At 41.9% G+C, this 21,804-nt stretch carries 22 protein-coding genes; 8 read left to right on the top strand and 14 right to left on the bottom strand.

The window, feature by feature from the left end; all coding sequences use genetic code 11:
* Positions 1–24: 24 nt before the first annotated feature.
* Both ACKWCA_RS20515 and ACKWCA_RS20510 read right to left on the bottom strand, forming a co-directional pair.
* A complete protein-coding gene (locus ACKWCA_RS20515) occupies positions 25–324 on the bottom strand; it encodes an isoamylase early set domain-containing protein (RefSeq protein ID WP_413980116.1) in 300 nt (99 codons plus the stop codon).
* A gap of 184 nt (positions 325–508) precedes the next feature.
* On the bottom strand, positions 509–1,594 hold the full coding sequence (locus ACKWCA_RS20510) for an aminotransferase class V-fold PLP-dependent enzyme (RefSeq protein ID WP_413980115.1): 1,086 nt from the start codon (positions 1,592–1,594) through the stop codon (positions 509–511).
* Positions 1,595–1,650: 56 nt separating this feature from the next.
* On the opposite strand from ACKWCA_RS20510, the gene ACKWCA_RS20505 reads away from it, so the two are divergent.
* Positions 1,651–2,037 carry a 2TM domain-containing protein gene (locus ACKWCA_RS20505; RefSeq protein WP_413980114.1) on the top strand — a complete coding sequence of 129 codons (387 nt, stop codon included), beginning with the start codon at positions 1,651–1,653 and terminating at the stop codon, positions 2,035–2,037.
* On the top strand, positions 2,034–2,531 hold the full coding sequence (locus ACKWCA_RS20500; RefSeq protein ID WP_413980113.1) for a dihydrofolate reductase: 498 nt from the start codon (positions 2,034–2,036) through the stop codon (positions 2,529–2,531). The genes ACKWCA_RS20505 and ACKWCA_RS20500 overlap by 4 nt, the downstream gene beginning before the upstream one ends.
* 4 nt (positions 2,532–2,535) lie before the next feature.
* Here ACKWCA_RS20500 and murI read toward each other — a convergent pair whose 3' ends face one another.
* Positions 2,536–3,324, bottom strand: coding sequence for a glutamate racemase (murI, locus tag ACKWCA_RS20495; protein WP_413980112.1), 789 nt, complete (start codon positions 3,322–3,324; stop codon positions 2,536–2,538).
* 11 nt (positions 3,325–3,335) lie between these two features.
* Positions 3,336–5,006, bottom strand: a complete 1,671-nt coding sequence (pafA, locus tag ACKWCA_RS20490; protein ID WP_413980111.1) for an alkaline phosphatase PafA — start codon at positions 5,004–5,006, stop codon at positions 3,336–3,338.
* A gap of 111 nt (positions 5,007–5,117) precedes the next feature.
* On the opposite strand from pafA, the gene ACKWCA_RS20485 reads away from it, so the two are divergent.
* Together ACKWCA_RS20485 and ACKWCA_RS20480 are read left to right on the top strand one after the other, a co-directional pair.
* Positions 5,118–5,855: an MlaE family ABC transporter permease gene (locus tag ACKWCA_RS20485; RefSeq protein ID WP_413980110.1), complete on the top strand. Its 738-nt coding sequence runs from the start codon at positions 5,118–5,120 to the stop codon at positions 5,853–5,855.
* Positions 5,855–6,622: an ABC transporter ATP-binding protein gene (locus tag ACKWCA_RS20480; protein ID WP_413980109.1), complete on the top strand. Its 768-nt coding sequence runs from the start codon at positions 5,855–5,857 to the stop codon at positions 6,620–6,622. The genes ACKWCA_RS20485 and ACKWCA_RS20480 overlap by 1 nt, the downstream gene beginning before the upstream one ends.
* Before the next feature lie 122 nt (positions 6,623–6,744).
* On the opposite strand, the gene ACKWCA_RS20475 is transcribed toward ACKWCA_RS20480, so the two are convergent.
* The 3 genes from ACKWCA_RS20475 to ACKWCA_RS20465 form a co-directional block, all read right to left on the bottom strand.
* Positions 6,745–8,214, bottom strand: coding sequence for a DUF389 domain-containing protein (locus tag ACKWCA_RS20475; RefSeq protein WP_413980108.1), 1,470 nt, complete (start codon positions 8,212–8,214; stop codon positions 6,745–6,747).
* Positions 8,215–8,216: 2 nt separating this feature from the next.
* Complete coding sequence (locus tag ACKWCA_RS20470; protein ID WP_413980107.1) at positions 8,217–9,296, bottom strand: mannose-1-phosphate guanylyltransferase; 1,080 nt, start codon at positions 9,294–9,296, stop codon at positions 8,217–8,219.
* Positions 9,297–9,383: 87 nt separating this feature from the next.
* Entirely contained in the window at positions 9,384–9,983 is a 600-nt protein-coding gene (locus ACKWCA_RS20465) for a SprT-like domain-containing protein (RefSeq protein ID WP_413980106.1), read from the bottom strand.
* A 195-nt stretch (positions 9,984–10,178) separates the two neighbouring features.
* Between ACKWCA_RS20465 and ACKWCA_RS20460 the strand changes: the two genes are divergently transcribed.
* Positions 10,179–10,607: a hypothetical protein gene (locus ACKWCA_RS20460; RefSeq protein WP_413980105.1), complete on the top strand. Its 429-nt coding sequence runs from the start codon at positions 10,179–10,181 to the stop codon at positions 10,605–10,607.
* Positions 10,608–10,635: 28 nt separating this feature from the next.
* Positions 10,636–11,244: a peptidylprolyl isomerase gene (locus ACKWCA_RS20455; RefSeq protein WP_413980104.1), complete on the top strand. Its 609-nt coding sequence runs from the start codon at positions 10,636–10,638 to the stop codon at positions 11,242–11,244.
* Positions 11,245–11,253: 9 nt separating this feature from the next.
* Here the strand turns inward: ACKWCA_RS20455 and ACKWCA_RS20450 are convergent, their stop codons facing one another.
* The 6 genes from ACKWCA_RS20450 to porV all read right to left on the bottom strand — a co-directional run bounded on the left by ACKWCA_RS20450 (position 11,254) and on the right by porV (position 17,477).
* Positions 11,254–11,931 carry an SDR family NAD(P)-dependent oxidoreductase gene (locus ACKWCA_RS20450; RefSeq protein ID WP_413980103.1) on the bottom strand — a complete coding sequence of 226 codons (678 nt, stop codon included), beginning with the start codon at positions 11,929–11,931 and terminating at the stop codon, positions 11,254–11,256.
* Positions 11,932–12,855: a M28 family metallopeptidase gene (locus tag ACKWCA_RS20445; RefSeq protein WP_413980102.1), complete on the bottom strand. Its 924-nt coding sequence runs from the start codon at positions 12,853–12,855 to the stop codon at positions 11,932–11,934.
* An 86-nt stretch (positions 12,856–12,941) separates the two neighbouring features.
* A complete protein-coding gene (locus ACKWCA_RS20440) occupies positions 12,942–14,600 on the bottom strand; it encodes a pyruvate dehydrogenase complex dihydrolipoamide acetyltransferase (protein ID WP_413980101.1) in 1,659 nt (552 codons plus the stop codon).
* 4 nt (positions 14,601–14,604) lie between these two features.
* A complete protein-coding gene (gene pdhA, locus ACKWCA_RS20435) occupies positions 14,605–15,603 on the bottom strand; it encodes a pyruvate dehydrogenase (acetyl-transferring) E1 component subunit alpha (RefSeq protein ID WP_413980100.1) in 999 nt (332 codons plus the stop codon).
* A gap of 166 nt (positions 15,604–15,769) precedes the next feature.
* Positions 15,770–16,252 carry a cytidine deaminase gene (locus ACKWCA_RS20430; protein WP_413980099.1) on the bottom strand — a complete coding sequence of 161 codons (483 nt, stop codon included), beginning with the start codon at positions 16,250–16,252 and terminating at the stop codon, positions 15,770–15,772.
* Between the two features lie 76 nt (positions 16,253–16,328).
* A complete protein-coding gene (gene porV, locus ACKWCA_RS20425; protein WP_413980098.1) occupies positions 16,329–17,477 on the bottom strand; it encodes a type IX secretion system outer membrane channel protein PorV in 1,149 nt (382 codons plus the stop codon).
* Between the two features lie 458 nt (positions 17,478–17,935).
* Here porV and gldJ point away from each other — a divergent pair, with 458 nt between their 5' ends.
* Both gldJ and ACKWCA_RS20415 read left to right on the top strand, forming a co-directional pair.
* Positions 17,936–19,606 carry a gliding motility lipoprotein GldJ gene (gldJ, locus tag ACKWCA_RS20420; protein ID WP_413980097.1) on the top strand — a complete coding sequence of 557 codons (1,671 nt, stop codon included), beginning with the start codon at positions 17,936–17,938 and terminating at the stop codon, positions 19,604–19,606.
* A 68-nt stretch (positions 19,607–19,674) separates the two neighbouring features.
* Positions 19,675–20,952: a UDP-N-acetylmuramoyl-tripeptide--D-alanyl-D-alanine ligase gene (locus ACKWCA_RS20415; protein ID WP_413980096.1), complete on the top strand. Its 1,278-nt coding sequence runs from the start codon at positions 19,675–19,677 to the stop codon at positions 20,950–20,952.
* Positions 20,953–20,974: 22 nt separating this feature from the next.
* Here ACKWCA_RS20415 and ACKWCA_RS20410 read toward each other — a convergent pair whose 3' ends face one another.
* Complete coding sequence (locus tag ACKWCA_RS20410) at positions 20,975–21,799, bottom strand: mechanosensitive ion channel family protein (protein ID WP_413980095.1); 825 nt, start codon at positions 21,797–21,799, stop codon at positions 20,975–20,977.
* Between the last annotated feature and the right edge of the window lie 5 nt (positions 21,800–21,804).

Genomic DNA, 21,804 nt, shown 5'->3' with positions numbered 1-21,804 from the left:
GGTTTTTGTGATTTTCGCTTAAAACTACAGTTCAAGAACCGCGTTCTCAGAACCAGCATATTCATTCCACTGGTAACGATCAGCCTCCGCATCGTTTACATAGTTACCATCAATGATATATTTGAATTCAAAAGTAGATTCTTTTGGTAATTCGAAGGTTCCTTTGAAGTTTCCGTTTTTCAATTTTTTCAATTCACTTGCCTTATTCGCTTTCCATTTGTTGAAATCGCCAACGACAGCTACTTTCTTCGCTTCTTCAGCTGGTACCGTAAAAGTTACTTTACAAACTGGTTTTGTCTTTAAATACTGTTTTGCTATTGCCATGATAAATTACTTTAAAAGATTATAAATTATTTGTTTAAGTGCTTTCAAATTTCGGCACAAAGCTAAAGCATTAAAATGCTCATTTACAATGACTAAAGTCATTTTTATCATTTTCGTAATAATTTGATAACATTTAACACTCCTACAAAAAAAAGCGATACGAATTTTTCACGATTGGCAATAGCTACAGCCTTGTTTTTAAGATTCTTACAATAGCATCGATATCGTCTTCGGTGTTGTAAAAATGAAAACCAACACGAATTCCACCTCCGCGCTGGGCGCAAACAATAGCATTATCCATTAAACTTCGAAAAAGGGTGTCTCCACCCTTGAAATTGAAAATGGTACTGTGTTCTTTTCGCATAGTAATCTCCTTGGATAGGAGTCCGAGTTCATTAAACTCCAGAAATGCTTTTTTTATCAATTTTTTGTTGTGTTCCGCTATGGCGTCTTTGCCCACTTGCGTTAAAAATTCCAACGAGAATTTTAAACTCCCAAAACTAAGACAAGACAGATGTCCGGGTTCAAAACGCCTTGCAAAACGCACTTCATTCTCCATTTCAGGACGCGCATTAGCGGCATTGAAGCCAATGGTCTTTAGGTCGCATTCATCTTTTACGACATCTTTGAAGAGCATCAGACCGCAGCCATAACCGGCCAACAACCATTTATAGGCACTAGCCCCAAGAACATCGATTGCCGATGATTCAAAATCAAAATTCGTGGTTCCCAGAAACTGGGTTCCATCGGCAATGATCAATACATCGGGATATTCCTTTTTCAATTTCTTAAGAAAGTCCAGATCTATTTTGAATCCATTTTGCCATTGCACAATGCTAAGGGCCAAAATGCTACTATTTTCCTTTTTCACCGTTTCCCAAATACCCTGTTCGACCCGCTCATCAATTTTAACGTGAGTCACCGGAAAACCGCGACTGGCAAAAGGCCATTCCACTGATGGATAATCATTCTCGAGCAATACCACTTTTCTGGTACGATCCAATCCTTCCAAAAGCATGTTCAAGCCTGTCGAAAAATTATTGATCAATGCTACATTTTCCCTCTTACAGTTAAAAAATTGACCTACCGTGGTTCTAGTATCGGATAGTACCTTGAGGCTCGTTTGCCGCATTTCGCTCGCCTTCAGCAAAAAATCAAGGTCATGTTCTTGACGCCAGTCCAACAAGTTATCATAAAGTGGTCCATATACCGGAGTATTCACATATACTTGATTGCGAAGGGCGGGAAATAGTTTTCGGGTCTTTTCCATAAAAGTCTTGGCTAAAACTGAATTAGAGTATCTTTGTCGTAAAGATAGGTATTGCCATGTTTTCTAAGAAAAAGGACATATCGCCAGTAGATCTTGAGCAACATGAACTGCTTGAACATGCCCAAAAAAGAATCAATCAAAAGAAGAACCTCTTCACCCATTTTGTTATTTTTTTGATCGGCAGTGTCTTCTTGATCTTAATCAATAAAATCTTGAAATACGGGGAGAGCTATGACTGGTTTATTTGGGGCATTACCGCTTGGGCATTTCTTTTTGCCATTCACGCATTCAATGTTTTCGTGACATCAAAGTTTATGGGCAAAGACTGGGAACGATCGCAACGCGAACGATTGGTAGCCAAACAAAGAGCACGTATCGCTGAGCTGCAAAAGGAGATCGAAACCGATTTTCCATTATCTAAAATCAATAAAAAAAAAGCGTGAACGAACTCGTATTAATAGCCGCAGCAAGCGAAAACAATGCCTTGGGCAAGGACAATGACCTATTGTGGCATTTACCGGACGATTTTAAGCGTTTTAAAAATTTGACTACCGGGCATGCTATTATCATGGGTAGAAAGACTTTTGAGAGCTTTCCAAAACCCTTGCCAAAAAGACAACATATCATTATCACAAGAGACCGGAACTACGCGGTAGACTTTGAGGCTTGCAGTGTGGTGCATTCCTTAGAAGAGGCCTTTAAGGCGGTTGAAAAAGACTCATTATCCTATATTATCGGCGGTGGAGAGATTTATGCCCAGAGCCTAAAATTCGCTACTAAAATCGAGTTGACCAGAATACATGCGGATTTTTCCGAGGCAGATACTTTTTTTCCTGAGATAGATTTGGAAAGTTGGAAACTCATTGCGGAAGACTACCATCCAAAAGATGAAAGACACGCCTTCGATTTCACCTATTTGACCTACGTTAGGCGATAAGACTTCAAAATTCTAGAAAAGATGTTTCTATTGGCACATTTACATCCGTCAGAAAAGTATCGAGAATAGCGACATCCGCATTTGTATAAAATCGATATACGCCTTTTGCGTCTGTTCGGTTGCGCAAAACACCTTGTTCCAATACGCTTTTCGTTTGCCGGGCCACCGCCTCCCCAGAGTCTATAAGAGTCACATGTTCGGGTAACAATTCACGCAACACGGGAATAAGGTATGGGTAGTGGGTACACCCCAGCACCAAATGGTCTATACCTTTCCGCAACATAGGTTCGATGAATTTCATCAGTAAGTTCCTGACCTCATCGGAATGGGCTTCCCCTTGCTCAATACGTTGTACCAAACCAGTACCCTCTTGTTCTATTATCGTTATGCCATTGGCATGAATTTCTGATGTACTAAGGAAGAGACTACTTGATAGGGTACCTCGTGTCGCCAAAACACCAATGGTCTTGGAAGCCGATTTCAGGGCAGCGGGCTTAATGGCCGGTTCAATTCCTATAAAGGGCACTTGGTAATTGCTCCGTAGGTACTTAATGGCGTTGGTAGTGGCCGTATTGCAGGCCACGACGATGAGCTTACATCCCATTTGCAGTAAGAGCTCTGTGTTCTTGATACTTAAACTAAGAATTTCATCTTGTGACTTTTCTCCATATGGGGCATTCTTGCTATCCGCCAAAAAAATGGTATCCTCATTGGGTATCAGCTTTCTGATCTCTTTCCAGATGGAAGTACCCCCTACACCAGAATCAAAAATACCAATAGGACCTTCGTTCATTGTCGAGTGGATTATTCCAATACTTTGGCGATGGGCTTACCTGTAGTTCCGTTCGGAAAGGCTATACCCAACAACGCTGCGATTGTTGGAGCGATATCAGGAATTTCGGTACGCGCTACCGTACTTCCTTTTTTCACACCCTTACCGAAAAAAAGCAGCGGTACATGTGTATCATAAATTTGAGGAGATCCGTGGGTGGAACCTGTTTCGTGATAGGTCACGACCCCAGGTTCTAAAACCATCAGAATATCACCTGATCGCTTTTGATGGTATCCCTGTTGCAGAATATAAGGAATGCCCGAAGTATAATGATTATTCCACATTTGGTGACCCGTGAATACCTGATCAACACCTTCGTAACCCAATAACTCTTTAGCGATCAGCTCTTCTGCCTTTGCCAAGTCCATATCTAGGTTCTTGATAATCTTATGATCTAGAAAAAACTGATAGTTCGAGTAGTTTTTAATAATATCGGTAGTTCCAAAAGTATATTTTAAAAACTCGGAAAAGCGCTCCTTCATGGCATCCGAGTCAAAATAGCCTGCCGGTATTTTCATATCCTTCAAGTATGAAGGCACATCCACAGCACCATGGTCAGCGGTAAGAAAAACAGTGTATTCGCCGTTTCCTACTTTTTTATCAAGTGCTTTGAAAAGACGTTCCAAATCTTTGTCCAATCGAATATAGGTGTCCTCTACTTCCTTTGAGTTCACCCCGTATTTATGGCCTACATAATCCGTACTGGAAAAACTGATGGCTAAAAAGTCGGTTATGGTATCAGATCCTAATCCTTCTTTTTCAAGCGCTTCAATGGCAAAGTCGGCAGTGATGCTATTTCCATATGGCGTATACTTCAAGATTTCAAAATCCGCATTTTTATTTAGCATATTCGGTGTATCGTGAGGAAAAGTAGCCGTGGTCTCTGTTTCGAAAAGCCCTTCATACCTATTCTTGTCCAAACCGCTTTCCACATAAGTACTAACATCCTTCATCGTTGTCCAGGTCTTCTTGTAATCCTTGACCTTACCGGACTCATTGTAATCCTTTACCCATTTTGGTAGCTGGTCCATGTAATAAGAGCTTGTAATCCACAGTCCCTCATCGGCACCATGAAACCAGTAGGCGGCATTTGCGGTATGCCCTCCAGGAAGCACTGCCCCCCTATCTTTAAGAGCAATTGCAATGGTTTTTCCGCGCTTTTGGGTATGAAGCCTTAACTGATCAGTAATAGTCGTGACATTCATACGGTGGGGTGACATTTGCCCGGCATCGGAAGAGGTACCTACCGAAGCATAAGTTGAATCGGAAGCACAATACACTTCTACTTCGTTCACCTTGTCATACCAATTGTTGCCGATAATACCATGCCTAGAAGGCGTTGTTCCGGTATACACGGAGGTATGCCCAGGTCCCGTACTAGTTGGCGCGTAGTTAAAATGATTGTTCTTGCAATTGAAACCTTCGTTGATCAGTCTTTTGAACCCACCTTCATCATATTGATCCCAAAAGCGTGTGAGGTAGTCGTAGCGCATTTGATCTACGACAATGCCGACCACCAGTTTGGGCGAAGTCTTGAGTTGAGTGGCGTCTACCTTCTTTGATTTCTTTTGGGAAACCAAGTAGAGCGGGCTTGTGGCCACAAGTATGAACAAAAAGAAGAATGTCGTTTTTTTCCCTAACATCGATACGATTTTGACAACAAAAATAGCTAAATAAAACCTTATTATTTTAAATGAAGGTGAATTCCAAATCCATTATTGCTATTTTTACATCAAGATGTCTAAATACATTTAATGAAGTACCTAGCTGATATCGGTGGCTATGCGATTATGGTTGTCGAAGTGTTCAAAAAACCCACCAAATGGAGGATTATGAGGACTTTGATCTTGAAAGAGATAGATGAGCTTATCTTCGGGTCATTGGGTATCATAATTTTTATTTCCTTCTTCATCGGTGCTGTTGTGGCTATTCAGACCGCTTTGAACCTTACAAGTGAACTTATTCCGAAAAACCTGATCGGATTCGCGACTAGACAATCGATTATACTCGAGTTTGCGCCCACTTTTGTTTCCATAATAATGGCGGGGAAAGTAGGTTCCTATATCACCTCAAGTATCGGCACCATGCGTGTCACCGAACAAATTGACGCCCTCGAGGTAATGGGGGTCAATGCCCTCAACTATCTTGTGTTCCCAAAAATAATCGCTATGCTCTTTTACCCCTTTGCTATAGCTATTGCCATGTATGTCGGTATCTTCGGCGGTTGGCTCGCCGGGGTCTTTGGTGGTTTTTTGACGAGTGCGGATTTTGTAGAGGGACTCACCATGGAGTTCATTCCCTTTCATGTGACTTACGCCTTTATCAAAACGCTTATCTTTTCATTTATCATAGCAACGATACCCTCTTTTCATGGGTTTTATATGCGTGGAGGAGCCCTAGAGGTTGGTAAAGCGAGTACCACAGCTTTTGTCTGGACCAGTGTGGTGATCATTATCACAAATTACATTCTAACCCAATTACTCTTAGGTTAATGATCGAAGTAAACAACATTCATAAATCGTTCGGTGAGGCCCATATCCTAAAGGGCATTTCTACCGTATTCGACACGGGAAAGACCAATCTGATTATCGGGCAAAGTGGTTCGGGAAAAACCGTTTTCCTTAAGTGCTTGTTGGGTCTTTTTTCGCCAGAGGAAGGAAGCATTGTTTATGACGGACAAAAATACTCGGAATTAAGCGGAGATGAACAACGTGATTTGAGGCAAGATATGGGGATGGTCTTTCAGGGAAGTGCACTTTTCGATGGTATGACCGTCGCCGGAAACGTGATGTTTCCGCTTGAAATGTTTACCAAACTGGCAAAGTCGGAAATGGAGGATCGTGTCGACATCGTCTTAAAACGGGTAAATCTCGTAGATGCCCATATGAAGTATCCATCCGAAATCTCCGGAGGGATGCAAAAGCGGGTTGCTATAGCGCGCGCCATTGTCATGAATCCACAGTATTTGTTCTGTGACGAACCCAATTCAGGCCTTGACCCCAAAACCGCCATCTTGATCGACAACCTCATCCAAGAGATTACGGAGGAATATAACATCACGACCGTCATCAATACACATGATATGAATTCGGTCATGGAAATCGGTGAAAAGATTATTTTCCTAAAAGATGGTCTGAAAGAATGGGAAGGTACCAAGCACGAAATCTTTAAAACGGATAACCAAGCGGTCACCAATTTCGTTTACTCCTCTGAGCTTTTCAAAAAGGTACGTCAAATGTATATCGAAGAGCGTAACTAATACCCTCATTTTTTGCACCGATAATATACAATAACCATCTTGGTTGAAAAGGGATTATGCCAAACTGTGTAGCCCTCGTAGCAATGAAATTAGCAAGAAGTAGTCTTTTTCTTGTTATCTATTTAATCTTGTATGATTTCTGTCAAGAGAATGGTACTATCCTTCAAACGTATCTTTAGCCAACTATGTAGTTTTTTGGCATCTCTTAATACGTCGGCCCGCCTCGCCTCGCGTTTCCACTTTGCTTCGAAGACGGCAACGGTATCCAACTTTTTAAAATCGGTTCGGATGGCGTTGGAAAAGGCCAAATACTCTAAGTTCTCATAATTGGTCTGTGCTTCGGCACTAATATCCTGAAAAGGAATCTGCCGTGCATTCAGTTTGTTCAAACGCCCCAATTCAGCTTCCAGCAATCTGATTTTTTCATCTTTTCCCAGCAGCTCGTTTTTTTGCGATTGGTACAATTCTTCTACGTATCTCAGCTGTGTGGCCTGTTGATTTTGCGAGCCTTGTATGATCTTCAATTCACAATCCTGCAAATGCTTGAACTGTGCTTTGTTGGCTTCCCAAGTTGCGATGACACCCTCAGGAACGCCCTCACTGCCCATGAACACTAATTCAATGGTCGGTGCTTTTCCCTTGTTGAACTCTATATCACTAAGATCTTCCAAGAAACGTCCATCCTTAGTAAACTTATAGGGCATTATATTTTGAGAGATAAACTGGTCGGCATCACTTTTAAATCGAAACTCTTGATAAACACCCCAGAAGATATATCCGGCAGGTATCATCACCGCCAAAGCTATCGCTGAAACCATACGGGCTATCAAACGGCGTCGCTTTGAGTTCGCATAGCGCACCATAGGAAAACGCAAGATTTTAAGTACCAAAAAAGTAGCTAGGCCGATAAAAATCGTATTGATGCCAAAAAGAAGTAGCGCTCCCCCTGCATAATCCCATCTGCCGATTGCCAAACCATAGCCGACCGTACATAAAGGAGGCATAAGGGCCGTGGCGATAGCCACACCAAAAATTACGGTGGCAATGGTTCCTTTTTTGGCTCTTGCAATAACCAGTGCCAATCCTCCGAAAAAGGCTATAAGCACATCCCTTATATCGGGTTTGACCCTTGCCAATAGCTCTGAGGATTCTGTTTTTATGGGAAAGATAGCAAAGAACAGATAAGCTGTAAGTACACTAAGAACTACCATAACCGCGAGGTTCTTCAAGGACCTTCTCAGCGTGTCGATGTCATTAATCGCCAAAGACATACCCATTCCAAGAATTGGCCCCATCAGTGGTGAAATTAACATGGCCCCGATAACGACGGCAGTAGAATTCGCGTTTAGCCCTACCGACGCGATAAAAATAGAACAAATTAGAATCCACGAGGTATGTCCTTTAAAAGGAATATCCGCAATAATAGCCTCTTTAGTTGCTTCTTGGTCGGTGTTCGTTCGAATATCCAGAAGTTCGGATAGAAACTTCTTGATACTGCCCAAAAGACCCTGAAAATCCTTTTTGACATCTTCTTTGCTTTGAACCGGTTCTTCCGAGGGGCTTATATTATTTTGGTCAAGTTCTTCACTCATTATTAGGCGTATTCGTCTCCGAACTTGGCACGTACCGCATTCAAGACTTGTTTGATATCTTGTTCCTTGGCTTTTGGATAAATCAAAAGTACATTTTCCTTATCTACAATGATATAGTCATCTAATCCGTCGACCACCACAATTTTGTCTCCTGAGCTACGTATCATGTTCCCATGTGCCTCATCTGCAAGTACCCTTGCATTGACAACAGCGTTACGCTCCGCATCCTTGTCGAGCTTCTCATATAACGAACCCCATGTGCCCAAATCATTCCAGTCAAAGGATGCCGGAAGTACATAGATCGACTTCGACTTTTCTAAAATGGCGTAATCGATGGAAATATTCTCGGCTTTTGGGTAATTCTCCTTAATGAAAGTTGCCTCCGCATCAGTATTATAAGCAGAAATACCTTCTTCAAAAAGTTCATATAATTCTTTTTGATGCGTTTTAAACGCATTGATGATAGTGGTTACACTCCACATAAAAATACCCGCGTTCCAAAGAAAATTACCTTGGTTCAAAAAGTCTTTGGCCGTTTCATAGTTCGGCTTCTCACGAAACTGATCTACCTTTTTCAAATTAGTCTTTCCCTCCTTTTCAAATTCAATATACCCAAAACCTGTATTCGGGAAGGTAGGTGTGATCCCTAAAGTACAGAGTGCAGCTTCTTGTTCGCAGGCATCAAAACAGCTAACTACATCAGTCTCGAATGCTTTCTCATTCTCGATCCAATGATCACTAGGAGCTACTATCATGACCCCATCAGGATTCATTTTATGGATTTTCAAAGCGGCGTACAAGATACAAGGCGCCGTATTTCGCATCGCAGGCTCTAAAACCACCTGCTCTTGTTTGACCGCGGGCAATTGCTCCAAGACCAAATCATTATAGCGCTCATTGGTCAAAATCAGAATATTTTCCGTTGGAACAAACCTATTCAAACGCTTAAATGTCTTTTGTATCAGGGTATCGCCAGTACCTAACATGTCATGAAACTGTTTCGGATACGCTGAGGTACTGATAGGCCAAAATCTGGATCCCACTCCCCCGGCCATTAAAACGGCGTAATAGTTTTTATTCATTTATTCAATATTACGAGCGGGGTGGCGCTTCAGTTTTCATCAGTGCTACCCCTATTAATACAGTGTTCTGTTCTAGTAAAAAAGGATTCAATTCATTAATTCGACCTCAGCATTTGGCTGAAATAAATACATTTTTCCCGAAGCCAATTCAATACACTCATATCTCTTAACGCGCTTCTTTCCCTTTTGAAACAATTTACCATTATACATGCGAAAAACGCTACCGTATGGTAATTCAAAAACATATGATTTTGAGTCGTCTCGAAAATCAAAACTTTTTAAAGCTACTGATAATTTTGCATCCGTATCGCTGCTCGCCTTGGGATTTTTGAAATGATTGGCTAAAATGGGCAACAATTTTGATGGAAAAATCTCAGGTCGAATGAAGGGAAGCATCATGAATTGAAAGGTTTTCTTCCACTCAATACCATGTGGTTTGATATGACGCCCATACTTGCCGAATGCAACCAAATGTGCTATTTCATGCACCAGAGTAATGAGAAACCTATACTTGTTGAGATTGGCATTTACGGTAATCTGGTGTTGACCATTGGGCATTTTCCGATAGTCTCCATGACGAGTCACCCGTTCATTGACAATTTTTAGATGTACCCCGGTCTCCTTGATTAAAGCTAGACAAGGCGAAACGGCCCGTTCAGGAAGGTATTTTTTCAAAACGTCATCCATTACGTCAAAAATAAGTCATTTAGTGCTCAAAGAATACCTTGTCGTATCAAAACAGTGAAAGGCCCATGTTTCATCGATACTTGGAATAAGGCGATGAAGTCGCCCTTAGCAATGTATTCCTTACACAGTTCAACCCTTCATATCCCATAGGGCAATAATTTTTAATTTATTACCTTGACCTGAAATAGGGCACCCATGAATTCCGTAGTAAGAAATATTTTAGCTGTTGTAATTGGTTGGTTTGGGGGAAGCGCCATTAATATGGCACTTGTTAACCTAGGCCATAGCATACTCCCCATTCCAGGGGTTGACCCCACCGACATGCAGGCCTTGGGGGAAGTACTGCCGACCTTAGATTTCAAATATTTCGTATTTCCCTTCTTGGCCCATGCTTTGGGTACCTTAACGGGAGCCTTTATAGCAAGTTGGATAGCGACGAAGCATAAAATGAAATTTGCGATTGGCATTGGGATCTTATTCCTAATTGGAGGAGTCATAGTTAACTACATGCTTCCCGGGCCGACTTGCTTTGCCATCACCGATATTCTTCTCGCCTATCTGCCTATGGCCTGGCTAGGCGGAAAAATTGGCTCAAAGTTATCGACTCGACAAAAGATGATGTAAGCTTGAAGCATATGAACCAATTTTCCAAATGAAAACAATCATTGGCTTATTTACCGTTTTATTGATTGGTTGTGGTTTTCCAAAGTGGGCTAAAGAAATAGCTCCTGAGATTTTTATTACTCGATTTGAGACCTCGGAAGGTATTTTTGAAATTGAGGTCCAACGAAAGTGGAGTCCTAAAGCCGCCGATCGGTTCTTTCAACTGGTGAACCATAAGCATTTTGAAAACGGTGTGTTTTATAGGGTGATTCCAAATTTTGTCGCCCAGTTCGGCAGTAGTGACACCCTTAGTTCAAAGAGTTGGAACCGAATCAAGGTTCCAGATGAAAAAGTCATTTTAGGAAATACAAAAGGCACTCTAAGCTTTGCACGCAGTGGGATAGAAACAAGATCGACGGAACTTTATATCAACCTTACCGACAACCTAAGACTTGACACCCTTAATTACAAGGGAGTAGTCGGGTTTCCTGCATTTGGAAAAGTAACCAAAGGAATGGAGGTCGTAACGGCCCTCTTTTCGGGATATGAAGGGAAATCAGCTGCAAAACTTGACTTACTCTACAACGATCGTACAACATATTTTGAGGCGTTTCCCGAGCTAGATACTATACAAAGAGTATCCATTATTCAACAATGAACGTACGAATCAAGGAGTGCTACTGGAAACTTGTAATAACTTTCCGTTATAGAGTTTAGATCCAATCAAGGCAAAGTCCATGATATACCTTGCCATGTCCAACGCACTAATTGGCGCTTGATATCCCGGAAAAGCTTCCTCCAACATTTCGGTTTGCACAGCCCCCAAGGCCAACACATTGAAAGAAGGACCGGACGCCTTGAACTCTTCGGCCCACAATTCGGTCAACGTAATCACGGCTGCTTTACTAGAACTATATGCAGAAAGACCCGGAAATTTCACACTACCCTGAACCCCTCCCATAGAACTGATCGTCACCACGTGACCAGTTCTGGGCATCTTTGGAAGCACTGCTTGGGTCATGGCCATGACCCCAAAAACATTGACACGGTACACCTCCTCAAACTCCTGCGCCGAAGTTTCCAAAAAAGGCTTGTTCAAAAGCTTACCTGCATTGTTGATAAGAATATCAACCGTTTCCCAGCTTTGAAGAAAGTCGGTCAGGCGCTCGAGATCATTGGGCTTAGACAAATCAAATGGAAACACACTAATATTCGGGTGTCCTAAATCAAGTATTGGACTATCATTTCGTGAAAGCGCCAACACTTGATGTCCTGAATCGGCGAACAGTTTTGCCAATTCAAAGCCAATTCCCCTGCTTGATCCCGTTATAATTACATTTGCCATCTAATTATATTTTATCTCTCGATTTGGAGCGTTAACGATGCCTACGAAAACAGGAACCAACTTATTGACAAGAGATGCCATATGTTCAAAGTCCATAAGTGCGTTTTCGTCCCCTACTTTATGGTAGTGCTCAAAGTTGGTAAAATCAAAAGTGCAATAGGTCTGCGAAGGAACATTGAATTTTTCATGAAAGGGATAGTTGTCCGATCGTTGAAAGAGGTTGAAGTCTTTCGCAGTGGGTAAAAATCCTATAAGCTTCTCATTACTATAGCTGTTACTTACTTCCGCTAGGTTCGATTTTTCATATCCGGTGACATACATCAAATAATCTTTTTCCCTGAGGGGAACTCCCACCATTTCAAAATTCAACATAGTGTACAGGTTCAAATTCTCCGCCTTCAATTTTTCGGCCAAATGGGCGGAGCCTAAAAGTCCTTTTTCTTCCGCACTGAACAAAGCAAAAATAATACTACGCTTATTCGTTCTTGTTTTGCCAAAATACCGTGCCAATTCTAAAACCGTGGTAGTGCCCGAAGCATTGTCATTGGCCCCGTTGGCTATCGAATCGGTAGTTGGCGAATTGGTAATACCAATGTGATCATAATGCGCCCCTATAATAATAAATTCATCTTTGAGGTTTTTATCCTTCCCCTCAAGATAACCCACTACATTATACGCAACACCCTCAAAATTCGAAAGGGTATCTCGATAACTTTTAAAATAAGGTGCGATTTTATTTTCCTTAAAAAGCGTTTCAATATAATCCGCTGCAACGGCGATACCTTCTGTTCCCGCTTCACGGCCTTGAAGGGCATCAGAGGCCATATAATCCATAATTTCGCCTACCCTTTCAGCAGTTGAAGGTTCCGGCATCGCCTTGCATCCCACTGCCAGACAGATAATCAAGAATAGAAAGTACCTCATACAATTCGTTTTATAGTTTTAAAGACAAAAAAGCATCCACCAGTTGGCAGATGCTTTTCCAAAATTAGATTTTAGATCTTCTTGGTTTAGGCCAACATGGTTACCGGGTTCTCCAAATACGCGCGAAGCGTTTGCAAAAACTGTGCTCCAGTAGCACCGTCAACGGTTCTATGGTCACAGGCCAAACATAACTTCATCGTATTACCGACCACAATCTCCCCATTTTTGACGACAGGCTTCTGAACAATTGCACCAACGGATAATATTGCGGAGTTCGGTTGATTGATAATGGACGTAAATTCTAAAATACCGAACATTCCCAGATTGGAAACCGTAAAAGTACTACCGTCCATTTCCGCCGGAGTCAATTTCTTATTTCTTGCTCGACCTGCCAAGTCTTTGACCGCCGATCCGATTTGCGTCAAACTCATCTGATCCGTAAACTTTAAGACCGGAACAACCAAACCATCGGCTACAGCTACGGCCACACCTACGCTGATATGATGATTGAATTGTGTTGTATCGCCTTTCCAAGTAGTATTCACTTGAGGGTGTTTTTTCAAGGCATTGGCACAGGCCTTGACTACCATATCGTTGAACGAAACCTTGGTATCGGGTAACTCATTGATCTGTTTCCGGGATGCGATCGCATTATCCATATCCACTTCAATAGTCAAGTAGTAGTGGGGTGCAGTAAACTTTGACTCAGCCAAACGTTTGGCAATAGTTTTCCGCATCTGCGAATTCTTCACTTCCTCCGAACTTTCCTCACCCACCGGCAGTCGAATAGGTGCTATGGCACTTCCCGATACATCAATGGTATCTTTAACCGTCTCAGAAACAGGAGTGGCTATAGCCGCGGTAGCCGTAGCGGCAGGGCTATAGTTCTCAATATCTTTTTTGACAATTCTACCATGGTCTCCAGAGCCTTTTACATCGGCCAAATCAACACCTTTATCGGCCGCCATTTTTTTGGCCAATGGCGAAGCAAATATCCGTTGCCCGTCATGCACGCCCTTGGTTTCGGCAATAGGCTTATCGTCAGTAGTTGCCGTTGTTTCCTGTTTCGTTTCGTTAGAAGCTGTGGATTGTGAAGCACTCTCGGAAGGTCCTGCATTCAAAACGGCATCTACATCAGTACCCTCGGGGCCTATAACGGCCAATACCTCATCGACAGGGGAAGATTCCCCTTCTTGAATTCCTATATATAGAAGCGTACCCGAATAAAAGGATTCAAACTCCATCGTAGCCTTATCCGTCTCTATTTCCGCCAAGATATCACCTTCTTCTACCGTATCACCAACCTTTTTCAACCAAGTTGCCACCGTACCCTCTTCCATGGTATCGCTAAGTCGCGGCATTTTGATGACTTCGACACCTTCAGGAATTTCCGTTGCGCTCGAATCGGAATCCGTAGGTGGGGCGGCATCGGTTTTTGGTTCTGGCGCTTCTTCCTTCATAACTTCCGCAGCTCCACTTCCGTTTAACAAGCCTGAAATATCTTCTCCTTCTTCACCAATAATCGCCAACAACACGTCTACGGGTGCCGTATCTCCTTCTTCAACCCCAATATGCAGAAGGGTTCCTTCGTTAAAAGACTCAAACTCCATAGTGGCCTTATCGGTCTCTATTTCGGCTAGAATATCCCCCTCTTCTACTTTATCGCCCACTTTTTTCAACCATGCGGCAACAGTGCCTTCTTCCATAGTATCACTCAATCGGGGCATATTTACTACTATTGCCATTTACTTATGCTTTATGTTGTACAAAAGGAAAATCTTCTTGCTCGTAAACCATGTCGTACAATTGCTGTACCGGAGGATAATCTGATTCTTCGGCGAACTTTTCGCATTCAGCGACTCTGGTCTTTACTCCTTTATTAATAGCCGTGATTTCATCATCGGTAGCATACGCTTTCTCTTTGATCACGTCGAGTACTTGTGTAATAGGATCTATTTTTTTGTATTCCTCAACCTCTTCTTTAGTTCTATAGTGTTGGGCATCGGACATCGAGTGGCCTCGATACCTATAGGTCTTCATTTCTAAAAACGTTGGCCCACCGCCACTTCTTGCGCGTTCAATGGCCTTACTCATTTCTTCGGCCACGGTCACCGGGTTCATACCATCTACTGGTCCACATGGCATTTCATATCCCAAGCCCAGTTTCCAAATTTCAGTTGAATGTGCGGTTCGGGCTACGGAGGTACCCATGGCATATCCATTGTTCTCGCATATGAAAACTACCGGTAGTTGCCAAAGCATCGCAAGGTTCAAAGCTTCATGAAAAGCACCCTGTCGCACGGCACCATCTCCCATATAGCAAAGGGTCACATTGTCTCTGCCAAAATACTTATCGCCGAAAGCCATTCCTGCTCCTAGAGGAATCTGTCCTCCCACAATTCCATGACCTCCATGAAAACGATGTTCTTTTGAAAAAATATGCATAGAGCCTCCCATCCCCATGGAGGTACCCGTTACCTTACCGTATAATTCAGCCATCACCTTTTTTGGATCAACACCCATACCGATGGGCTGAACGTGATTTCTGTAGGCCGTGATCATTCGGTCTTTGGTCAGGTCCATAGCATGAAGTGCTCCGGCCAAAACGGCTTCCTGGCCATTATAAAGGTGCAAAAACCCACGCACCTTTTGTTGAATGTATACTGCTGCCAACTTGTCTTCGAACTTTCTCCAAAACAGCATATCCTCATACCACTTCAGGTAGACCTCTTTGGTGATTTTTTCCATGAATTACTTATTTTTTTCGTGCCATTTCCTATGAAAACGGAAAACAAAAATACGTATTAAATCAATAGTGGAAAAATAAGGTTTAATGAAAAATAATGGGTGTTTTTTGAGGATTTCGAAAATCGAATTCAGGTCTTGAGAAAGCACCTTTAATTAAAAAAAACATCTATAAATAAGAGCTATCAAAACCTAGGGGAAGAATATCGGCTACGGATTCACATTTGAACACAGATCCTTTTTCACCTGCCATCAGCAATGAAATCGGGGTCTTTTGACGATTCTCGTATTCGGAAATCGATTGCCGGCAAATGCCGCACGGAGCAGTAGGCTTATCCACCACATATTTATTCGAAGCTGCAGAGATCGCGATAGTTTTGATAACAACACCAGGAAATCGTGATCCGGCTTGAAACACCGCCACTCCTTCAGCACAAAGTCCGGCGGGAAAAGAAGCATTCTCTTGATTATTACCAATGACCACTTCACCATTTTCAAGAAGAGCGGCTGCGCCTACATAAAAATCGGAGTAGGGAGCATATGCATTCTTTCTGGCCGCAATAGCGGCCTGCATCAACTTAAGTTCATCATCCGGCAGACTTTCAACTGCATCATAAACAGATAAATCAAAAGAAATCTTTTTTTTCTCCATGACCTATTTCCATTGGTTCTGACCAAAAATAACAAAACCCGCTCGATGGCGGGTTTTATATGTCACACTAATTTATTTAATCATTGAAGTATTCTTCGCCTAAATTGAAAGTCAGGGAAAAACGCAATGTATTTTCCAAAGGATTTCTCACTTGCGAAGTAGAGAACAAATAGGACAGGTCGATTTGGGCAGCTTTAAATCGGAAACCTGCACCAAGGGTAAAGAATTTTCGGGAACCCTTTTCTTCACTTTCGTTGAAATATCCTGTTCGAATCATAAAAGAATCTTGATAGACATACTCGGCACCAAGGGCCCAAGTAAATTCCTTTAGCTCTTCTCCAAAACCGTCGGGCGCATCTCCAAAGGATTCAAAGATACCGCTGAAGAAACCTATTTGCTGGTACTCATCATTATCAAGTGCATCAATGGTGCCATCACCATTAAAATCTTGCGGAGTAGGCACAAGTAACTTATTGAATTCAGTAGTCAAACCAATAACGTTATCTTGATCCAAGATAAAATCAAAACCTACACCTGCTTTTAAGTTGGTAGGCAAAAAGTTCTCTTGTCCGCCTTCGTCATATTGAATCTTACCACCTAAATTCGAAAAATTGAAACCGGCTCTCCAACGTCCGTCAAAACTATTGTAAGCGATTTCACGAGATCTATAGAAACCAGAAACGTCTACTGCGAATGAACTGGCCGCTTGCGAATCTACATCGCCATTTTGAGGTAATTTGAGATTGGACCGAATAAAACGACCACCGACCGACATCGAAAAGGTTTGACTTAACTTCAATGAATAGGAACCGTCAAAGGCCAATTCATTCGGCTTCGCCAAGGTACCTGGATCGTTCGCAAATTGTCGCAATTCAATCTCCCCCAAAGTAAAGTATCTTAAACTCAAGGCAAATGCACTTTGGTCATCGATTTTATTATAAAAACTGGCATTCAAAAGGGAAATGTCGGTGATAATGCTTTCTAGATAAGGCGTGTAACTTATACCTATACCTATTTTTCTGTCGGCAAAGGCGAATTTCGCCGGATTCCATTGTTGGGAAAAGGCATCAGTTGAAGTTGCCACACCCATATCACCCATTCCAGCAGATCTTGCGTCGGCCGCAATAGTCAAAAAAGGAACCGCAGTAGTAATTACCCTATCGTTATTCTGGGCATAAAATTTACCTACGAAAATAAGTGCAAATAGTATTGGAATTTTCTTCATTTCTAAATAGCTAAGTTGAATTGGCAAATATTTAAAATTACACCCAAAAGCTAAAATATATTGGACGTATGACACGTAAACGGGTATTTTAAAAATATCTTGTGCAATAAAGGGATTATTTTTTCGAAATACACCTTATTATAGTATTAAAATCATGGAAAATAAACCGTGCGTTTCCAAAGACATCCGGTAGGCTATTTTTGTAGAGCTGCATCACAAAATTAGACTCCTCAGAAAAGACCAACTATCCATACTATTATTGAATTTATACCGTTATGACTTTTAGAACATAAGCTGTTGCTATAATGTTCCCGTCATATGGCAAATAATTTTAAACCCGATGAAATATTATATATAAATCGTCGTTTTATATGCCGAATGACCTATTAATTGAATCAAAATACAATTCCAAACTACTTAAGCAACGTAGTTTAACCATTTGAACTCAAGTCCTAATTATGAAAAAACAGTTTCTTAAAGTTGCACTTTCTTGCGCAGTTATAGCGGGAGGTTTTACGGTTACCAGCTGTAAAAACTCTTCGTCTTCTTCCAAAAATGTATCAAGAGCTACAGGTTGGAAAATAAATGCCAAAGAAGGTGGCTTTCAATATAACACCGATTTCAAGGAGCAAGAAACGGCCCCGGGCCTTGTCTTCGTTGAGGGAGGTACATTTACAAAAGGTAAGGTACAAGATGATGTAATGCACGACTGGAACAACACCCCTACCTCGCAACATGTACAGTCATTCTATATGGACGAAACGGAGGTGACGAATGTGATGTATTTGGAATATCTTGACTATTTGAAGAGTGTTTACCCTCCGGAAAATCCGCAATACGCCAATATTTACAAAGGTGCATTACCGGATACTTTAGTATGGAGAAATCGATTGGGTTTCAACGAAACCATGACCAATAACTATTTACGCCATCCTGCCTATGCCGAATATCCCGTGGTAGGAGTCAACTGGATTCAAGCGACACAGTTTGCGGAATGGAGAACAGATCGAGTGAACGAAGTAATGCTGGAAAGAGAAGGGTACTTGGCAAAAGATGCCAAATATCAGGCGGCCAGTGGTGAAGTAGCAGGTACGTTTAGTACAGAGGCCTATTTGAACCGACCAGAATCGGTCTACAACGGTCAAATCGATTCGTTACAAGGCAAAATGAAAAAAGATAGTGTCAGCACCTTCGCTAAAAGAAGCAGTGGGGTGATTATGCCTGAATACAGATTGCCGACAGAGACCGAGTGGGAATACGCGGCCCAAGCGAATCAAGGGGCTCGAGAATATAACAATTATAGAGGTAGAAAAAAATATCCTTGGGAGGGTGATTACACCAGAAATGGTCAACGTGTTGGTCGCGGTGATCAGTTGGCCAACTTCAAACAAGGAAAAGGTGATTACGGTGGAATTGCGGGATGGTCTGACGATGGTGCCGATATTACCGCTCAGGTGATGTCTTACAAGCCAAACGACCTAGGCCTTTATGATATGGCCGGTAATGTAGCTGAATGGGTTGCCGATGTTTACCGTCCTATAGTTGATGATGAAGTGAGTGATTTCAACTATTACAGAGGAAATATTTACATGAAAACCGCCATTGGCGAAGATGGCAAGGTCAACATCTTAAGAGATTCGGTAGTGTATGACACCCTACCTAATGGAAAAGTAGTAGCAGTCAATCTTCCTGGTGAAATCAAAATGGTGCCTGTTGATGAACAAGAAACCTATTTGAGAACCAATTTTGACTCTAGTGATAACAGAGGATATAGAGATGGCGACCCAGGTTCTTCTAGATTCTTCGATCAGTTCAGTGATGATGAAGATCCTGCGACCGCAAGAAAAATGTATGATTCACCAAGACACAAGGTAGAACGTGATTCTGCTGGCAGCATCGTACGTCAGTATGACAAATCAAACAACAGAACCTCATTGATCAATGATGAAGTTCGCGTATTCAAAGGTGGTTCATGGAGAGATCGTGCCTATTGGTTAGACCCTGCACAAAGAAGGTATTTGCCACAATATATGGCTACCGATTATATCGGCTTTCGATGCGCAATGTCTAGGGTAGGTTCTAAGTCGAAAACAAAGAACAAAACCCCGAGAGGTAAAAAGGCAAAATAATTAATTGCTATATAAAGATCAAGAAGCCCTAACAGTACTGTTAGGGCTTTTTTGTATTTTTACCGCATATGACCATACCCGAATTACACGCGCTATTTCTGAAGTTTCCCACTGTATCGACGGATACAAGAAAAATCACAAAAGGCTGTATTTTCTTTGCACTCAAAGGCGATAATTTCGATGGAAACAGCTATGCTTCGCAAGCCTTGGAGAAAGGTGCGGAATGGGCGGTTATAGACGATATCGATTATAAAAAATCAAATCATCACATTGTAGTTGAAGATGTACTGACCACCTTACAGAAGCTTGCTACCTATCATAGAAGATCCTGTCAGGCCAAGGTAATCGCTTTAACCGGTAGTAACGGTAAAACCACTACCAAAGAATTGATTGCCGCGGTACTGTCAAAAAAATATAAAATCGTTTCGACCAAAGGCAACTTCAATAACCATATCGGAGTACCCCTGACGCTTCTCAATATCAAACAAGACACCGAATTGGCCATCATCGAAATGGGGGCCAATCACCAAAAAGAAATCGCTTTTCTCTCTACCATTGCAGAACCTGATTTTGGGTATATCACTAATTTTGGCAAAGCCCATTTAGAAGGTTTTGGTGGCGTCGAAGGCGTCATCAAAGGAAAGAGTGAGTTGTATGACTATTTGATGGCGCTAAATAAATCGGTCTTTTTAAATGCCGACGACTCTATTCAGTTAGAAAAGCTTGGGGCCTATGTCAAAAAGTTTGGCTTTAGCACAACCAACCCGCACTATTATCAAATTAAGTTCATAAGCGCGAATCCGTTCGTGCGACTTGAAGTGGAGGATCTAGACATAGCGTCACAGTTGATAGGCAGTTATAATTTTACCAATTGCGCCATTGCGGTAGTAATGGGGAAATATTTTAATGTTCCATTAGCCGCTATCAAAACTGCCATTGAAGGCTATGTGCCGGAAAACAATCGATCACAGATAGTAAAGAAAAATGGTCATGAAATCATTCTTGACGCCTATAATGCCAATCCTACTAGTATGAAAGCCGCTCTTGAAAACTTCAGTTGCATGAAAGGGGAAAACAAAGTGGTCTTTCTTGGAGACATGTTCGAATTGGGGGAGGCTGCTTACCAAGAACATCAAGATATTGCCGATTTTGCTAGCAAGCTGCATTTTTCAGAACTATATCTTATTGGTGAAAACTTCAATGCCATCGACACGCCTTTACAGACCTTTCCTTCTTTCGACACCATTTCAAGATACCTGGAGAACAACCCTGTGGACAGAAAATGCCACATATTGATCAAAGGGTCAAGAGGCATGGCATTAGAGCGATTATTGAAGCTCCTTTGAACTTGAACACACACCACAACCATCAGTCCAATTCCACACGGTTTTCAACTACTTCATTTATAGGGAGTACCAATCGACCCTTCGCAGTCTTCAAGGTCAAGAACATATGATCAATGGATTCAATGGTACCAATGACCCCATTCACTTTTATTTCCTCACCTGGATTGTACTTTTTCCTGGCATAAAAGGTTTTAAGCAAGCTGGCGACTACATCTCTAGACCCTAAACCGAGGCCGAGTGCAAACGCCAAAAGAAACGCACCTAATATTATCGTGAAATTATTCGTAATAATGGTGGTGTTGATACCGGCGTGATTCAAAGCTGTAATCGTGACGAAAATGGCCATGATATAATACACCACGGAACTTACTACTTTAGACCCCGTAAAAGCCATTGATTTAAATACCTTGACCAGAGTAGTGCGTATCATGCTGGCCACATACAGGCCGACTACCAATATCACAATAGCACTTAACAAAACCGGCAGATAGCGCAGTAAGTTGGCTATTTCATTTGAGATAATGGTCAATTTGACCATGTCAGCCGCGATAATCACGAAAACAAGTAGCAACAACCACTTGACAAAACCAAGAACTATTTTTTCAATATCGATATTGAGGTTACCATCACCCAACAATTTGGCATCGTTGATCTTATCTGAAAGACGATTGACCTTCGCCAACTTAAAGAGTTTTTTCAATGCAAAGCGGGCCGCCTTTCTAACGAACCATCCGATAATCAATACGACAATCGCGCCTAGTATATTGGGTATTGCGGAAGCAATGTTTCCAAGTGCAGGCGAAAGTGTTTCATAGGTGAGGTCTTTCCATTCCGCTAGTTTATTCATAAGTC

It is taken from the genome of Maribacter corallii, assembly GCF_047345415.1.
GTDB lineage: Bacteria > Bacteroidota > Bacteroidia > Flavobacteriales > Flavobacteriaceae > Maribacter_C.
Note: the sequence above shows the minus strand (reverse complement) of the source record. Positions and strands in the feature narration are given on the sequence as shown.

What these genes read in the sequence shown, in the direction of transcription:
- ACKWCA_RS20515 (WP_413980116.1), bottom strand. Translation starts at nt 324, where the DNA reads ATGGCAATAGCAAAACAGTATTTAAAGACAAAACCAGTTTGTAAAGTA.
- ACKWCA_RS20510 (WP_413980115.1), bottom strand. Translation starts at nt 1,594, where the DNA reads ATGGAAAAGACCCGAAAACTATTTCCCGCCCTTCGCAATCAAGTATAT.
- ACKWCA_RS20505 (WP_413980114.1), top strand. Translation starts at nt 1,651, where the DNA reads ATGTTTTCTAAGAAAAAGGACATATCGCCAGTAGATCTTGAGCAACAT.
- murI (WP_413980112.1), bottom strand. Translation starts at nt 3,324, where the DNA reads ATGAACGAAGGTCCTATTGGTATTTTTGATTCTGGTGTAGGGGGTACT.
- pafA (WP_413980111.1), bottom strand. Translation starts at nt 5,006, where the DNA reads ATGTTAGGGAAAAAAACGACATTCTTCTTTTTGTTCATACTTGTGGCC.
- ACKWCA_RS20485 (WP_413980110.1), top strand. Translation starts at nt 5,118, where the DNA reads ATGAAGTACCTAGCTGATATCGGTGGCTATGCGATTATGGTTGTCGAA.
- ACKWCA_RS20480 (WP_413980109.1), top strand. Translation starts at nt 5,855, where the DNA reads ATGATCGAAGTAAACAACATTCATAAATCGTTCGGTGAGGCCCATATC.
- ACKWCA_RS20475 (WP_413980108.1), bottom strand. Translation starts at nt 8,214, where the DNA reads ATGAGTGAAGAACTTGACCAAAATAATATAAGCCCCTCGGAAGAACCG.
- ACKWCA_RS20470 (WP_413980107.1), bottom strand. Translation starts at nt 9,296, where the DNA reads ATGAATAAAAACTATTACGCCGTTTTAATGGCCGGGGGAGTGGGATCC.
- ACKWCA_RS20465 (WP_413980106.1), bottom strand. Translation starts at nt 9,983, where the DNA reads ATGGATGACGTTTTGAAAAAATACCTTCCTGAACGGGCCGTTTCGCCT.
- ACKWCA_RS20460 (WP_413980105.1), top strand. Translation starts at nt 10,179, where the DNA reads ATGAATTCCGTAGTAAGAAATATTTTAGCTGTTGTAATTGGTTGGTTT.
- ACKWCA_RS20455 (WP_413980104.1), top strand. Translation starts at nt 10,636, where the DNA reads ATGAAAACAATCATTGGCTTATTTACCGTTTTATTGATTGGTTGTGGT.
- ACKWCA_RS20450 (WP_413980103.1), bottom strand. Translation starts at nt 11,931, where the DNA reads ATGGCAAATGTAATTATAACGGGATCAAGCAGGGGAATTGGCTTTGAA.
- ACKWCA_RS20445 (WP_413980102.1), bottom strand. Translation starts at nt 12,855, where the DNA reads ATGAGGTACTTTCTATTCTTGATTATCTGTCTGGCAGTGGGATGCAAG.
- ACKWCA_RS20440 (WP_413980101.1), bottom strand. Translation starts at nt 14,600, where the DNA reads ATGGCAATAGTAGTAAATATGCCCCGATTGAGTGATACTATGGAAGAA.
- pdhA (WP_413980100.1), bottom strand. Translation starts at nt 15,603, where the DNA reads ATGGAAAAAATCACCAAAGAGGTCTACCTGAAGTGGTATGAGGATATG.
- ACKWCA_RS20430 (WP_413980099.1), bottom strand. Translation starts at nt 16,252, where the DNA reads ATGGAGAAAAAAAAGATTTCTTTTGATTTATCTGTTTATGATGCAGTT.
- porV (WP_413980098.1), bottom strand. Translation starts at nt 17,477, where the DNA reads ATGAAGAAAATTCCAATACTATTTGCACTTATTTTCGTAGGTAAATTT.
- gldJ (WP_413980097.1), top strand. Translation starts at nt 17,936, where the DNA reads ATGAAAAAACAGTTTCTTAAAGTTGCACTTTCTTGCGCAGTTATAGCG.
- ACKWCA_RS20415 (WP_413980096.1), top strand. Translation starts at nt 19,675, where the DNA reads ATGACCATACCCGAATTACACGCGCTATTTCTGAAGTTTCCCACTGTA.
- ACKWCA_RS20410 (WP_413980095.1), bottom strand. Translation starts at nt 21,799, where the DNA reads ATGAATAAACTAGCGGAATGGAAAGACCTCACCTATGAAACACTTTCG.